Source organism: Pseudoalteromonas sp. MIP2626 (assembly GCF_013414205.1).
In the GTDB taxonomy this organism is placed as follows: domain Bacteria; phylum Pseudomonadota; class Gammaproteobacteria; order Enterobacterales; family Alteromonadaceae; genus Pseudoalteromonas; species Pseudoalteromonas nigrifaciens.
Genome location: NZ_JAATTW010000067.1, coordinates 1 through 15,630 on the forward strand (window position 1 = coordinate 1; position 15,630 = coordinate 15,630).

The following is a 15,630-nucleotide window of genomic DNA, read 5'->3' on the forward strand; positions in this document are numbered from 1 at the left end:
GTGATGATGATTTTACCGACCTAATGCCGTGGAATGTGCAGCTAGACTTCGATTATAGCTAAGCGCACTGCTTAAATGCGCGCTTACCTATAAACGAGAAGCGCAAGAAGCTAGCTTGAAAAATAATGAGATTCAAATCGCATCACAACGCACCTTTTACCGCCGGTTACAAGAGCTTACTGATGCCGAAAAACTTGCTAATTTTAAAGGTCTTTCACAAGCGGAAATCAATAAGCGACTAACAACGCTACGTAAACGAATAAAAACCTATTACGCAATGCAACGCGTTGAATGCGACCGTGTTGTGCTAAATATGTGTTTAATTGATGATAAAACAGGTCTACCGACACCGCCTATTTCTTTGTATGTAGCAATAGACGTTTACACACGCGCACCTATCTCTGTGGTGCTTAGCTTTGAACCTGAAAACTCTGCCGGTGGGCTTAACCTTTTACGTCAAATATTTATGGCGGATAGTAATCTTACAATGAATGGACGTAAACCGACTACATTGATTATGGATAATGGCCCAGGGTTTAATAATCGTTTGATAAAAAAGGCTGCGGAGCGACTTGAGTTAAATATTCATTATACACCTTCAAATCAACCTGCTAAAAAGCCATTCATTGAGTCATTTTTTAACGTATTAAGAGATCACTTTTTTTCGGGTATGAAGATTGAAACGCAAAGTGGTGAGACGAGTATTGGATTTCAAAGTTATTCAGGTAAACGTACTAACCCGAACTCACTCGACACAATTCCATTAGCTAAACGTGCGGATATAAAAGTATCTGATTTTACAAAGCTACTGAATATATTTTTGACAGAATACATGCACAAACACCATAAACAGGCTGGCCATACGCCTATCAAAAAATGGAATCAGTCCATTATTGATACGCCTATGCCTTCATTCACATATGATCAGCTACAACATTGCTTCCACGTGTCCAGAGCCCAGGCCTCACATAAATTACAGCAACGTGGAACTATCAGATGTTTAGGTCAAGATTATTACAGTGATGAGCTAAAACAACTATACGCGGCTACTAAAACAGACATGGAGCTGGGTGAAAACCCCTCTGTTTATGTGTTTCATGACGACCTAGATGCCAGAAAAGTAACAGTTCAAGCAACACTGCCTGGCGAGAACAATCCTGTGGAAATAGTGGCTGATAATATTGACCATCATGATACTAAACTACCAGTCAGCTTTGCTGAACTAAATGGCAATCAAACTCTGACCCAACTCGGAATATATACAGAAACTTTCTCCCATACTCCTACTGGTCACTATGTCGGTGAAATAACTGAATTCGTAAAGCAAAAGCCCAAACGCAAACAGCACAGAGGCCCAAAGGTAGCGTCTTTCAATAAAAATACGAAAGAGAACTTATCCATTGTAGAGCGAATAAAAAAATCTCATAAAGTGAATGAACTTAAATCACAGATATCGCACTCAGGTGAACAAGATACCTACGCAGATACGATAGTGAGCAAAACCAGAGAAATGGCCTCTACCCGTTATAATGATGATGAAGGAAATGAAAAACAATGGTAACTATGCCCAGTACAATTTTCGCATGTGACATACAAATGAAGATATGGCAAAGGATAGCGGAAATCCACAATATGTATCACGTACCTTCAGAGGATAAACGAGCTCAACTTATTTATGGTGCCTCGGGTGCTGGCAAGACGTATATATTAAAGCAGTATCACGCTCAGTTTTTACCTGTTACTAAGCCAGAAAAAACGACAAAACCAATCTTTTATGTCGCTTTTAAGGAGTTTAAAAAAAGTACTGCAGAGATAACTCGATTTTTAATTTCAGAGCTAGACGGAACAACACAAAATTCTCGCACTACTGCAGCTGAATTGGATGCCCAACTTATCTCACTTCTCAAAGGCCTAGAAGTGGAGCTAATCATTCTTGATGAAATTCAGAATATTGCCTCAAGTTATGATGGGATAGAGTTTCAACGAATTATTAAATATTTTTGCTATCTGATCGATAGCAACAAGATCCGTTGTTCGATTATTTTCGCCGGTACAAGCAGTGCTAAGCGCCTTATTACATTTGGTAGAACCGCCGGTAAATTTGACGATGACGAGCAGATGTCTCGTCGACAAATGCGCCCCATTGAAATTAAGCCAATCCTTCCTAAAACGAAAAACTGGATTGCCTGTTGTAATTGGTTCATTCAACAAGTTGGGTTGCCAAATTTAACAAAGGATGAGCACAGTGAGCTACTTGATCGTATTTACCTTGCGTACAGTGAGCACACCATGAGTACAATGCGCGATTTATTTTTACGTAATAACACACGAAATGCAAAAAACTATGATCAGCTTATAGAAGCCTTATTTGAAAACTTTGAGAAATATGCAATTGGGGCTGTCAATCCATTTGATTATGAACTTTTAACAAAAAAACAATTAGATGCATATCTAAATGAGCAAGATAAAAACCTTAGAAGTCAGTTCTATTCGGGGTTATGCTAATGCGTTTCCCAATAAAACCCTCTTACTATGAAGCGGAGTCAGGTATTGGTTATGTACTTCGTTTACTTAAAAGAAATGGCATACAATCAGAATCTCGCGTACTCAATAAGGCTATGCTAACCAGTATCATCAAAGGTAGATCAACAAAGAACGGACTCCTTGATCACCTTATTCCTATAACTCGCACTTTATCATCATTAAAGATAAAGTGCTGGACACATGCGAGATTGCTAACGCCACAAGTTTGTCCAGATTGTGTTAACCAATATGGGTATTTTAGGGCCCAGTGGCAAAATCCATTTTTACGACACTGTATTATTCATGAGTGTGCCCTGTTATCCGAATGCCCTCATTGCAATTCACCGCTGCAATTTACCATTAATCTTCTAAATGGCCGCTGCACATCACCTTTGTGCGGCTTACGCTTAACGCATATGCCATTGAATAATCAATTAAAATCACCTGAACAAGTCCACGATGCATACCTCATAGCTAAAGTGATAGTTGACGATAGTAATACACGAACGAGTTTCCCACCAAAGGAGATTACCTCCACATTATTAAATAGAGCGGCTGATATTCTTAATAACCCAGATAGTGCTAGAGTATTCTTAAGTGAAAGGGCTAAACGTGTACCAACAGATCTACCGTTGAACATTGAGTTTCACAAAATTGAAATTATTGTTCAGAATTTGCTATGTGAATGGGGGTCATTATCCACACTATATGAAATGTATAATAGCGAGTATATTCGTTCAAAAGCTCCCATAACTCAGCTTTGGTTTGAAGCTCAAACAGCCTCCTCTATAATTGGGATAACCTTTAAACAAATCGCTCTTTTAGTCGAAGTTGGATTGATAAGAACTGATTCAAAAAAGGCCTTAAGAACAGATACTCGCGTTGAAATATCAGGTGTTTATACCTTTTTAGCCGAGTTCAGCCACAATAAAGATTACGTCCCCCTTTCTGAGCTACGTCGCTTTATGGCTCTTCATAATATCTGTATAACTGATGTACTGATAGCTGCTAAAAATAAAGAATTATCAATAACATACAAACCTTCATTAGACTTAATGCATTCCATACACGTTTTGCCTGAAGCATTCGATACCTTTTGTAAATTACATACTCAACTTATAAGAGATAAAACGATGTCCGTTGCAAACGTAGCTGAAGTCACCGGTATACCAAAGGTAGAACTAATGAGGTTGATTAATACCGGTAAGCTCAGGCCCGTTTACATTCATGGCAATAATTCAAAACGTATACTTAATTGTGATACTTTGAAGTTGGCGAAAACGCAAAACAAACAGCTATCACTCGACATTTAGTACTTTGTAATTTCAACTTTAATTTTTAGGCCGAGACATGTTCTCGGTCTATGCTTTATTAATAACAATACCGGCAGTTCACTAAAACTAATCGACTGAATATCAATAAGTTTAACTTTCCCTTTTTTAATAAAGGTTTAGTAACTTCATCCATAACTAAACCTAAATCAAACCAAATTTGAATTAACTCAACATTACAAATGAAGCTTCGCATATCTGCATTTTAACTTTCACTTAAATGGCTTCATTTCTCTTTATCCTAAAAATCCATTTTCTAATCGATTTACTACACTTTTACTAAGTAAATATTAGCGTATAGTGTTCGCCACTAATTTACCGAATACAGAATCTACTTAATTATGTGCTCATTAAAATCAAGTCAGAGTTCTTCAGTGGCAGAATGAGAATCTGCAAGGCAGAATGAGAACTTTTTGGCTGGATGAGAATTTGTGTTGGGGCAGTTTTTAGCTATAAATAATTCTCAATTTAAGAGGCGCAGTACCGATAAAGAACACAAGCTAAGTTATTGTTTTGAAATCTTATTACATGGCTGAGATTCTCAAGTTATATGGCGCCGATCACTTATTTTAAGCAGTGCTACACAGGTTAAAATAATCAGCGACTGTTTAAAAAAGTATATGTTCCAAAATTGTATGTCCGTTGAGGCCCTGTATTCAATTTTTAAAACAACCACTGAGCACCTGTACGCTTAAGCTATTCGTTTTAATTACTTATAGCGCTTAATCTATGGTTCACGATTTACTATCTAAAAGGTTTGTGGAATAATGCGCGTCTCTTAGGGGAGTAGCCCGCTTAGTAATATCAATCGTGTTGGAAAAGTGAGTAATTATAGCCTTGTATATCGCTACAATAACCACGCTTTAATATTATTGGTGTCACAAGTAAACTTATCAACATAATTGCACCTCACGTGCGTGGTAAGTTTGTAATGTTGTAGCAAGCATTATCGGCGAGACCTAGGTAGATAACTATCCTCAAGGCGGGAGATAGCTATTTGCCTTGGTTTAGTATTCCCGCCTGTAAGTAGTTGTAATGGAAATATTTTTAACCTCAACCGTCACTGTTGCCCTTGCGGAAATAGGCGATAAAACTCAGCTTTTATCGTTACTGCTCGCTGCTCGTTTTCATAATAAAATTGCACTCATTTTAGGTGTATTAGTCGCAACTATTATTAATCATGGCTTATCTGCTTGGTTTGGAGATTGGCTTAGTGGTAATTTTGCTATTGAGTACCTACCTTGGGTTGTGAATATTAGTTTTATTGTGGTTGGCCTTTGGCTGCTGATCCCTGATAAAGATGAAGCCGTGAGCCATAAATACGATCGCTATGGCGCATTTTTAGTCGCTTTTGTATTGTTTTTTATTGCTGAAATTGGCGATAAAACACAAATAGCCACTGTGCTACTTGGCGCACAATATCAATCGGTGTTGTGGGTTACTATTGGTACAACTGTGGGCATGTTAATTGCCAACGTACCGGTTATTTATGCAGGTAATGCGCTACTAAAACGCATTCCTTTAAATAAAGTACGAATTATTGCAGCCAGTGTTTTTGTGCTGTTAGGGCTATATGGCATAGCAACTATTTAGGCTCAATACTTTTATTATTAAAAGCCCTCTGCTCATTATCCATAAACGAGGGCTTTTAATTTCACATCAGCTTAAGTATTAAAACTGATATTTAGCCGATAAGTAAACACGTCTTGGCTCACCCGGAAAATGCCCAGTGCGATTTATAAAGCCGCTTGATGCGTACTCTTTATCAAACACATTTTTAATTGATACTTGCCACGTCCAGTTTTCTAACTGAGTTTTCCAGGCCATATTGTAAATGGTATAGGGCTTTACATGGGTGCCATCTAAACTTACTTGCTGATCAACATAATCAAGGCCAGCAGCAATAGATGAGTTAATGCTGGGTAGGTCATAGCGAGTCCATATGCCTGCAGTATTTTGGGGGGCATTGGCAAACTTATCAGAACCAGCAGCTTGCGCTGAAAAGCCTTCGCTTTGCTCGTTTATACGGGTATCGTTATACGCGTAACTGGCCGTTACTACCCAGCTATCGGTTATGTCGCCAACCACCTCAAGCTCAAAGCCATCGCTTTGCACTTCACCTAGCGATTCTAGCTGGTCAATACCCGAATCATTTTGTAGTAAGCTTGTTTGCAAAATATTTTTACGCACAATTTGATAGGTCGCGATATTAATCGCCAAGGAGTCATCAAATAATTTAGTGCGCAAGCCTAACTCTGTAATATAGCTATTTTCTGGGGAGAATGGCCCACCTACTAACTCAGATTGGCTTGCCGCATCTTGCGGCAAAAAGCCTGTACCATAAAGCGCATATGGAAAAAACGTATCGTTAATATTATAACTGGTGCCAATACGCACCGTAACATCACTATCTGAAAACTCAGTATTGCTGATCTGATCAGTATCTTCAAAGTGATCGTAGCGTAGCCCCGCTGTTATATTCCACTTTTCGGTAATATCTAGTTGATCTTGCAAATAAACCCCGAGCCTTTTAGATTCAGTACTAACAAATCGTGGGGTTATACTTTGTAAGTCGTAATCGGCGCCCGATGTTAAACCATATTGCGGATTGATTAACGATAGTCCAGGTACTGGTCCGCCTTTACTTGCTTGTTTGGCGGTGCGGTATATAGCATCAAATTTAGCAGCATAATAATCTGCGCCTACTAAAAACACATGCTCCATATTCGCAATCGTTGTTTGTGCTATTAAATTAGCAGTTAAACTCAAACCTTGGTTTTCGCGCGCTTGATCTCTAAATTCACGTTCACTCCAATCAACTACACCGTCATTATCGGTATCTAACAAGCCCCGCGGTTCGTGATAGTTTTGCTGTTCGGTATTAGTAAAGTAACGCGCTGTTACATCTGTACTAAATATATCATTTAACTCATTTTTATAGGTTGCCTGATACACATCAGCTGACACTTTTTGATAATCGCTTGCTTCGTTATGGTTCCACTCACGATTAGCAATAAAGTCGCCGTTATCATCTACAGGTACGCCACGTAAACGGGCTCCTGCTAAGTCTTGATCTATATTAGTGTATTGCAGCACTAAATTTGACGCATTATCAAAGTCAAAGCGATAACCTAAATCGATAATGGTGTTGTCTTCGCCGGTGTTATACCTAAACGGATTTTGGCTTTCTTTATACACGCCCACTCTGTAGGCTTGTGTTTGCTCGTTGTTTACACTGCCTGTAGATTCAAAAGCACCACTAAAAAAGTCATCATTGCCAAGCTCTAGTTCTACTGTAGTTTTAGCAATATATTGTGGTTTTTTAGTCATGTAGTTAATAATGCCACCTGGATTACCACTACCATAAACCGCGCCACTTGGGCCTTTAAGCACTGCTACTTGCTCAATATTAAATAACTGCGGTACGGCAAAACCATTAAAAGGGTCACCTTTTACACCATCGTATAAAATTTCGTCTTGACGAAAGCCTCTAAATGTTACGCCCGAATAGCTAAAGCCATTAACGCCTGCAATGTTACTATATAAATCAGTAATTTGACGTGCTGCTTGGTCACTAATTAACGCTTGCGGTAATATTTGAATCGATTGAGGTATTTTTTCTAAGGGGGTATCTGTACGGGTACCAAATGCTGACTCGGTTGGCCTATATAACGAAAAAGCACGGCCTACTACTTCTATTTTTTCAATATTATTCTGAGCCGTTGCGCTATTGAGCGGTATTGTTGAGGGCGGTGCTGTTGTTGATTGTTCAGCTTCTTCGGCGGCAAATACACTGGCAGAATTAAATATAATTGATGAGATTGCGATAGATAAAAGAGTAAATTTCATGAGAGATAACTAACAATAATACAGTGAACGCATGTTAATGCTAACCACTCTCATTTGCAATTGATTATTCTATATAAATAAAAGCTTTGCCTATGTACTCGTAACGCAATAGCAGCCTTTAGTGTCAGCAATTAATAACTGTGAATTAAACCCAGCTGTTAAGTTACTAATAACAGTTTCTACAAAACCGCTTCCTTGCGAGCACGCTAGTCCTTCGGATAGCGGCCCGGCATAAACAAAGTCCCCATTTTTATCAATAATTACAGCAGCAGGGGTTGCTGGAATGGCTTGCTTAAGTTGTTGTGTAAGTTGCAACTCTTGCACGGCAAGTCCTTTACTTTTTGCAAATGCTTGCAACGTCGTAATGTGCGCTTGTGCTTGCTTAGTACAACCGCAATTTTGCTCTGTAATAATAACAAGCGATGCCACGGTATTACTAACCACTAACTGTTGTTTAAATTGCTCAAACCAATTTTGTTGCTTTAGCATTTGCGATTCATCAAACGGCTTTAGTTGCCCAAGCTGAAAGTACACCAGCCCAGTCACAACCAGTATAAACCACGCGGCAACAACCCCTACAATAAAGTAATTCGACTTACTTAAATTTTGCAATACTTTGCTCTAATACATCAATACTTACGTCAATTAACTGTACTTTAGCTGTTAACTGCTTAACTATTTTTGTGTCTTGGTATTGGTTTTGGCGCATTTTGTCTGTGCTTAGTGCTATTTGCGCCGTATTACCCGCTTGCTCGGCAACTACTTGAGCCACTGAGCTAGTACTGCTTGATACCGCTTTAATTTGTTCACTCATAGATGAAATGTTTTCTTTCATCGTGGTGCTTATTTTTGTTAAGTCGACTACAAAATCAACACATTGGCTCATAGACTGAGTAGATGTGCGGCTATTGCTAACCAAGTCTTTTAAGGTAGCGGCTATTTTAGCCGTAGTTGCTTGGCTATTAGTAGCAAGTGAGCGCACTTCTGATGCGACAACAGCAAAGCCACGACCATGCTCTCCGGCTCTAGCAGCTTCAATTGCGGCATTTAAAGCCAGTAAGTTAGTTTGATCTGCTATTCCTGATATTTCATTAAGTAAACCCGATATTACGTCGCCTGCGCCAACAAGATGATTTATTTGCTCTTCCGTATGATTAAGTAGTGTTAATAGCTCTCTACTTTTACTGTCTGTTTGTGACACTTCTTGCAAGGCATTGGTCGCAGCTTGAGTAATATTATCTACTTGGTGTTTTAATACTTCACTTTCTTGCTCAACAAGTTTAAAGCCATGAGCAACTTGCGCACCAGAACTTGCAATATCGTCGGTTTGTTGGGTGCGCTGATCTGCACCTTCGGTTAACTCGTCGTGCACTTGGATCAGCTCTTGTGAGCTTACCTTTAATGACTCTGATTGAGTTTTTACTTGTTTAATTACATCTGACAAATACTCTAATAAGGTATTAAAGCCGGCTACCGCTTGGCTTTTTTGATCATCAGCACGTAAAGAAAGTTTAATATGATTAGGGTCTTGCATTATTTGCTCTGTCGCTGAGCTTAGCGATAGCCCGGCACTACGTTCGCGCTGCAATGTTTTAGCAATATAGCCTGCAACAAACACTTCAACAATGGCATAACCTGCGTGTATTAGCACTGTTGTAAAGGCAAGCCTATCTGGATCAAACACGTAAAAACCTGTGTTTTGAGTTTGTAGGTAATAAAACGATAAGTGATGTACAGCAACAAACACAATAGCAGTTATAAAAACACGCCATTGCACAAACATAATTAACACCGCCATTAAAATAAATATTTCAAAATGCACTTCAATCAAACCATAGGTTTGTTGAATATGTAAAAAAGAAAACATCATAATGGCTGCAGCGACTACGTGAGGCGTTAAAGCATTATTAGGTTGGGTTTTTAATAGCCAAATTGGTAATAAGCAAAGCGGTAAGCCAACAATAAAGGCCTCGCTCAATGTGCCAAAATATAAACCAACACCTATTGATTCTATAAATAAAAGGCTAAAAATAATCGTAAATAAACGCGCAACACTAGACATAGTAGCCTTAAATTAAGTTTTTTAATAAAAATTAAGCGAGGTAATACGTATTAAAGTTTAAAAAAGTTCATCGGTTACCCCTAACAAGCAAAAAAATGCTGAAATATTACACTTAACTTAACAAAGTAGACGAGTTAATTACATTATTTAAATATATTGACCTAATTGAATTGTTATTTACCCAACAAGCTAATAAGTTTATGTACAAGCAAAGCCGGCTATTTAATAATAGGTAATATTTTTTTAAAGTTAGGTGTTGCTGCTTGCTTGGTCCATTGAAAAATAATGCTCTCGGTACTGGAAATGATCGCACCTGCTTGGCGTAGTTGCTCAGTAGCAATTATTTTGTGGTTGTCGTTACGTGAACCTATCGCATCAACTGCAATGATCACCTCATAACCGTACTGCAATAAATCTAAGCATGTTTGCAACACACAAACATGCGCTTCGGTACCAATAACCACGACTTGCGGGCGAGTATACTTAGCGAGTTGCGCTAAAAACCTGGGCTCTGCACAGGCACTAAAGTGGGTTTTATGAAAATAATCTGCTTGTGGCAAAGCATCCTGTAAGGTTTGATTGGTTGCGCCCAAACCTTTTTTATATTGCTCTGTAATAAGGGTCGGTATTTTGTGCACTAAGCTGGCTTGCGATAACTGTAATGAGCACTTTAAAATAGCGCTAAAGTCAGCTATGGCTGGCTCAAGTTTCGTTTGTATATCAATAATTAATAACACACTGCGTAAAGCATCCACATTACTCATTTTGCTCATACTTCCTCCACTGTCCTGTTTAGTGTTAACTGCTTGTAACTAGCTCACTCTAATACGAACACCAAAACAAAGCTACTCTGCTCGCTGTTAGTATTGTTCAACTAGGCTTAAATAAGTTATTAATACACTGATACAACTCATTTTTATTGATGGGTTTGGCTATAAAGTCATTCATACCGGCGTTTAAGCATTTTTCTTTATCTTCGGCAAACGCATTGGCAGTAATAGCTAAAATTAATACGTTTTTACAATCATTTGGCATTTTGCGTATTTTTTGTGTGCATTGATAGCCATCCATATTGGGCATTTGGCAATCCATTAAAATCAAATCTGCGGGGTAGCTTTCTAAGCAATGTAACGCTTCAAGGCCATCGTTTGCCGTTTTTATCTCGCATCCCGTTGCAATCATCATTTTGGTGATTACTATTTGATTAATTGGATTATCCTCTACGATTAAAATACGTTTTGCTGCTAAATCAGGAACAGAACTGTCGGCTATCTCCTTAACTGGAGCCTGGCTTAGAATGAGTGGGATTTTTATTTTAAAACAGCTTCCTACCCCTTCTTCACTGCGCAGGGTAAGCGAGCCGCCCATCAGCTCAATTAATCGTTTACTAATTGTTAGCCCAAGCCCAGTGCCGCCATATTTTCGGGTAGTGGAAACATCAGCTTGTGTAAATTCTATAAATAAATTTTGTTGTTGCAGCGCAGAAATACCAATACCAGTATCGGTAATTTTAATGAACAAACAATCATCCTCTACAAAGCAATCCATAGAAATTAAACCAGTGTCAGTAAATTTACCCGCATTACTGAGTATATTGTTGATAACTTGAGAAAAGCGTAGTGAGTCTAACGCTATAAATGGCGGTAATTCTGGAGCAATAGTTAGCTTAAATGTAACGTTAGCGCTTAATCCCGAGTTATCAAAAACAGTGGCTAATTGGCGTATTAGTTTTTTAATTTCAGTTGGTTGCACATCTAACTTTAACGCATTAGCTTCTATTTTAGAAAAGTCGAGTATCTCATTTAAAATAAGCAGTAAGTTATGGGCACTTTGTTGGATCATTTGCAGCTCATTTTGTTCATCGGCAGCAATTTTAGAATTTTTTATTAGCAACTGAGTCATGCCCAAAATACCATTAAGCGGAGTGCGAATTTCGTGACTCATATTGGCCAAAAATAATGACTTAGTTTTATTTGCTTTATTAGCAACCCCTACAGCTTTAATTAGCTCTTCTGTTTTATCTTTTACTTGTTGCTCAAGCTTTAAATTAAAGTTTTTAAGCTGATTATTCAACGCTTCATTTTTACTGTTTGCGGTGCGTAACTTATTAAAGTTATTAGTCATCTTAAGGGCTAAACTTGCAAACTGTTGTTGTAACTTTTCAACCTCGTACCAGGTATTAGTATGCGAAACTAACCCTACTGTTTGTTCATCGGTTTCGAAGTTATCTATTTGCTCGGTTAACTTTATTATCGGCGTTACTAACCACTTACTTAGCTGCGTAATAAAAACACTGGTTAGTACAATTATAAATAAGATCAACACCAGAGATTGCCCCCACGCTTGGGCTGCAACATTATTGGCATACTTTTTATTCATTAATGTGAAAATACGCCAATGATTTAATGCCGATGTAGTGTCTTTTGAGTAATATTGCTGCGCGTTTGTTGCTGTAAATGCGCTTGTTTGTTTAAGGCTTTGCAGCGCAACTACATCTTGTTTGCTAAGGGTTTGCATCTGCTTAAAGTCATTTAAGGTTGAAAATACTACCTGATTGCTTTTATCTAATATAATTAAGTCGGCTTGGCGCTTAAATAAGGTAGGTTGTAAATCACTAAAGTTTTCAAATAACAATGAGCCCTCTACTACCCCCTTAAACTGCTGGTTATTATAAACAGGGGCCGATATTGCCACTATTGATTGCTGTCCAAACCCTCTTCCTTTAAAAATACCAGAAATAAATCCATTTTGAGAATCAATTGCTTGGTAAAAATAATCGCGATCAGCAACATTAGCAACAGCCTTACCTTTTAACTGCTGTGTTTTTGACGTTGTGGGATAAAAGTAATTTACGTTGGCAAGTTCATCGGTACTTATAGCAGTTATAAACCCAGGATATAACTTCCCTAAAAGCTCAATAGCACTTTGTGGGCTATGCCCTACGCTAATATTTTGTGCGGTCAGTATTACTGCTTTGCGATGGTTTTCTAAATATAAATCTAGGCTTTGCGCTATTTGTTGGGACTTTTCGTTTAGTTGTGCGTTTATTTCGTATTCAACCCTAGAGTAATGGTTATTAATAAGCACAATTGAAGTAAGCACTACCACTAAAATAACGAGCAAAGTTACAATATAATTAAGGATTTTATACAAAGAACCATAATGGCGAGACCAAGAATGGCGATTAAAAAAGAAACTAAATAAATCAATTACGCATAAATAAATGGCGGCATTTAAACAATATTTAGCAAGCGCAGTAACCAAAGGTAAAAAGCTAATATTAAGAAAGTAATGCCCAAACCCCCACAGTAATGGCATTGCTACTACAAGCCAAAACAGCATTCCTCTAAAAAATAAAGGCCTAGAATAGCGCAGACAAAAAAAGTACACCCATAGTATTTCTAAACCAAAAACGATTGAAGGCCAAGCATGCCCCCAACGATAAAATATGCCTAGGGTGCTTAAAGTAAACACAACTAACGAATAGCGCCAGCCAAATAATAATAAGCTTAAAAGAACAAAAAATTGCCCTAATAAAAACTCAGAACTATTAATAAATAAGATTGGGAGGGTATTTACAAAAGCAGCGGTAATACCAAATAAACACGACACAATAAAGTTAAAGTAGCGATGCTTACTTGCTAGTAAAGGCATAATTAGATTCCAAAAAATTGCTGTTGATTCAATTTGTTCCTACAACAGCTATTATTTACATATAGCTTAAACTAAGTCATATGCTGCAATTTGCCAAGTTTAATTAACACTACTGCAACTACTTTCAATTTGTAACACACTATTTGTTACATTAAATTTTGAACGCAACAGGTTTTCGACCTTTAAGCGACATGCTTTATCGTGTTTTTCAATGGTGCAGTGTTTTTTTAGCACTATATGCGCACCCACTATTACCGTTTTATCTTTTCGTACTACAGTTACATTATGCACATTTTTTACATGCTGAATTGTGGTAATTGCTTGCTCAACTTTAGCTACTTTAGGGAGTTTATCTTTATTTATGTACAGCCCTTTAACGCAACTTATAATAACCTTAATACCGGTGAATAAAACGAATGAAGCAATTAACATGCTCGATAAAATATCGATAATATCCCAACCAGTCAGGTAAATTAACACTCCGGCTATAAAAGTAGAAATAGTAGATATAATGTCAAAAAACGAGTGTAAAAACACCGCATATACATTAATACTTGCTTTACGGCCTTTATATAACACCCAAGCAGCGGCACCATGAAACAAAAAACCAAGCGCGGCAATGGCCGACATTAAAAAGCTATTTATTTCAAGCTCGTTGCCTTCATGATGGTGCATAAAACGCTCGCCACCTTCATACAATATAACCAAGCTAATTGCTAAATATAAAAAGCCATTTATAAGGCCTCCTACTAACTCAGCACGCTGATAGCCATCGTTATAGGTTTTAGCAAAGTGAATCGCCAAGCTCGAGGCAATTAAAGCAATAAATAAAGAGCTGTTATGAACAAACAAGTGCCCTGCATCGGCTAATACTGCTAGTGAGTTGGCGTAATATGCGCCTATTAATTGAATAACCATAAAAGAGCAGGTGATCGCCAAAGCAATTAATAAACGGCGACGGGAAGCTTTATGTGTCGTTATTTCGGTCATGAAATACTTAAGTACCTATACTTAAAACAAAGTAAGCTTCGAAAAAGCTCAACGGGGAATACGTAATGATATACAGTATCAATTATAATACGTAAACCTAATAAACGCACTAAAAAATTGGGAAAATAGAAACTTCTGTACTAAAAGTATTTAAAAAGGTATAAAAATAACAATATATTATAAAAATAATAACGTTTAATGTTTAGCTTGGAGAAACAAGTGAGTGATGACTCAATACTAAAATTGTGGCAGGTTTTAAATAAACTCAGTTTAGCTATTTTATTATACGACAATAAAAATAATACTTATTGTGTTAATACTGCGGCGCAAACTTTATTTGATTTAAAGCATTGCGACAATTTAGATAGCACTGCATTTAATGCTGTCACCCTCCTGAGCGTGCATAATAATAAACATATTGCTATTGAGTCATTATTCGATTCAAAAACTAGCGCTAATATACAGCTAAAAAAACAACAACAAAGCATACCGTTAAATATCGCCCTTACCCAATTATCTGATTCTGTTTCTATGTTGTGTTTAGAGCCTTTAAAAAGCGATGTAATTGAGCTCTATAATTTTGATCGGGTTATTTCTGAAATATCAACAGACTTAATCGACATACAAAATGATGATATAGATTTGCATATTAATTTTGCGTTAAAAGCCATTGGCACTGCATTTGCTGCCGATCGCAGTTATTTATTTGAATTTAATACCGACAACGAAACCATTACTAACACCCACGAATGGGTGAATGAAGGCATTGAACCTTTCAAACAAAGATTACAAAATGTGCCAAAAACCGAGCTACCCTACTTTTTTGAAGTAATGAACGCTACGCATTTGTTTCAGGTAAACGATGTTTTAAAATTACCTCAAGCAGCAAACGCTGAAAAAGTTGAGTTTCAGATACAAAAAATACAATCTGTTTTATGCATAGGGCTCCTTTTTGATAAAGAGCTTATTGGTTTTATAGGCTGTGACTGTGTTAATTTTAAGCGCGCATGGACACACATTGATCTGATCAGAATAAAATTAGTGGGCGAAATAATTGCCAACGCATTAAAAAATATAGATTACAAAAAAAAGCTGCAACTAGCCCAGCAACAACTTATTACTGCTAATCAAAAATTAAGTTTATTAGGGGCTGTTGATCTTTGTAGTACATATATCAATCAGCCCACATTGGTAGCCACATCATAGTAAATGCTAAAGCGA

At 37.5% G+C, this 15,630-nt stretch carries 11 protein-coding genes; 5 read left to right on the forward strand and 6 right to left on the reverse strand.

Annotated elements, in window-relative coordinates; genetic code table 11:
• The first annotated feature begins 115 nt into the window (after positions 1-115).
• The 4 genes from HC000_RS16840 to HC000_RS16855 all read left to right on the forward strand — a co-directional run bounded on the left by HC000_RS16840 (position 116) and on the right by HC000_RS16855 (position 5,447).
• Positions 116-1,561 carry a DDE-type integrase/transposase/recombinase gene (locus tag HC000_RS16840; RefSeq protein WP_179808253.1) on the forward strand — a complete coding sequence of 482 codons (1,446 nt, stop codon included), beginning with the start codon at positions 116-118 and terminating at the stop codon, positions 1,559-1,561.
• A gap of 35 nt (positions 1,562-1,596) precedes the next feature.
• The gene (locus HC000_RS16845) at positions 1,597-2,505 is read left to right on the forward strand and encodes a TniB family NTP-binding protein (protein WP_164834667.1); all 909 of its coding nucleotides are present in this window, start codon (positions 1,597-1,599) and stop codon (positions 2,503-2,505) included.
• On the forward strand, positions 2,505-3,836 hold the full coding sequence (locus HC000_RS16850; RefSeq protein ID WP_139129352.1) for a hypothetical protein: 1,332 nt from the start codon (positions 2,505-2,507) through the stop codon (positions 3,834-3,836). The genes HC000_RS16845 and HC000_RS16850 overlap by 1 nt, the downstream gene beginning before the upstream one ends.
• A gap of 1,053 nt (positions 3,837-4,889) precedes the next feature.
• Complete coding sequence (locus tag HC000_RS16855) at positions 4,890-5,447, forward strand: TMEM165/GDT1 family protein (protein ID WP_086994541.1); 558 nt, start codon at positions 4,890-4,892, stop codon at positions 5,445-5,447.
• A 78-nt stretch (positions 5,448-5,525) separates the two neighbouring features.
• On the opposite strand, the gene HC000_RS16860 is transcribed toward HC000_RS16855, so the two are convergent.
• From HC000_RS16860 to HC000_RS16885, 6 genes are all read right to left on the reverse strand, one after another.
• Complete coding sequence (locus HC000_RS16860) at positions 5,526-7,703, reverse strand: TonB-dependent siderophore receptor (protein WP_179808254.1); 2,178 nt, start codon at positions 7,701-7,703, stop codon at positions 5,526-5,528.
• A 90-nt stretch (positions 7,704-7,793) separates the two neighbouring features.
• Positions 7,794-8,315: a DUF6436 domain-containing protein gene (locus tag HC000_RS16865; protein WP_011329908.1), complete on the reverse strand. Its 522-nt coding sequence runs from the start codon at positions 8,313-8,315 to the stop codon at positions 7,794-7,796.
• On the reverse strand, positions 8,299-9,765 hold the full coding sequence (locus tag HC000_RS16870) for a methyl-accepting chemotaxis protein (protein ID WP_179808255.1): 1,467 nt from the start codon (positions 9,763-9,765) through the stop codon (positions 8,299-8,301). Before HC000_RS16870 ends, HC000_RS16865 begins: the two co-directional genes overlap by 17 nt.
• A gap of 218 nt (positions 9,766-9,983) precedes the next feature.
• Entirely contained in the window at positions 9,984-10,538 is a 555-nt protein-coding gene (locus HC000_RS16875) for an isochorismatase family protein (protein WP_179808256.1), read from the reverse strand.
• A gap of 97 nt (positions 10,539-10,635) precedes the next feature.
• Positions 10,636-13,419, reverse strand: a complete 2,784-nt coding sequence (locus tag HC000_RS16880; RefSeq protein ID WP_179808257.1) for a response regulator — start codon at positions 13,417-13,419, stop codon at positions 10,636-10,638.
• A gap of 99 nt (positions 13,420-13,518) precedes the next feature.
• The gene (locus HC000_RS16885; RefSeq protein ID WP_011329904.1) at positions 13,519-14,409 is read right to left on the reverse strand and encodes a cation diffusion facilitator family transporter; all 891 of its coding nucleotides are present in this window, start codon (positions 14,407-14,409) and stop codon (positions 13,519-13,521) included.
• 219 nt (positions 14,410-14,628) lie between these two features.
• Between HC000_RS16885 and HC000_RS16890 the strand changes: the two genes are divergently transcribed.
• Positions 14,629-15,615 (forward strand): GAF domain-containing protein, encoded by a 987-nt coding sequence (locus tag HC000_RS16890; protein ID WP_346010177.1) that lies wholly within the window; start codon positions 14,629-14,631, stop codon positions 15,613-15,615.
• Positions 15,616-15,630: the final 15 nt, after the last annotated feature.

Excerpts from the sequence above, each read along its gene's own strand:
- HC000_RS16845 (WP_164834667.1), top strand. The coding sequence starts at position 1,597 with ATGAAGATATGGCAAAGGATAGCGGAAATCCACAATATGTATCACGTA.
- HC000_RS16850 (WP_139129352.1), top strand. The coding sequence starts at position 2,505 with ATGCGTTTCCCAATAAAACCCTCTTACTATGAAGCGGAGTCAGGTATT.
- HC000_RS16855 (WP_086994541.1), top strand. The coding sequence starts at position 4,890 with ATGGAAATATTTTTAACCTCAACCGTCACTGTTGCCCTTGCGGAAATA.
- HC000_RS16860 (WP_179808254.1), bottom strand. The coding sequence starts at position 7,703 with ATGAAATTTACTCTTTTATCTATCGCAATCTCATCAATTATATTTAAT.
- HC000_RS16870 (WP_179808255.1), bottom strand. The coding sequence starts at position 9,765 with ATGTCTAGTGTTGCGCGTTTATTTACGATTATTTTTAGCCTTTTATTT.
- HC000_RS16875 (WP_179808256.1), bottom strand. The coding sequence starts at position 10,538 with ATGAGCAAAATGAGTAATGTGGATGCTTTACGCAGTGTGTTATTAATT.
- HC000_RS16880 (WP_179808257.1), bottom strand. The coding sequence starts at position 13,419 with ATGCCTTTACTAGCAAGTAAGCATCGCTACTTTAACTTTATTGTGTCG.
- HC000_RS16885 (WP_011329904.1), bottom strand. The coding sequence starts at position 14,409 with ATGACCGAAATAACGACACATAAAGCTTCCCGTCGCCGTTTATTAATT.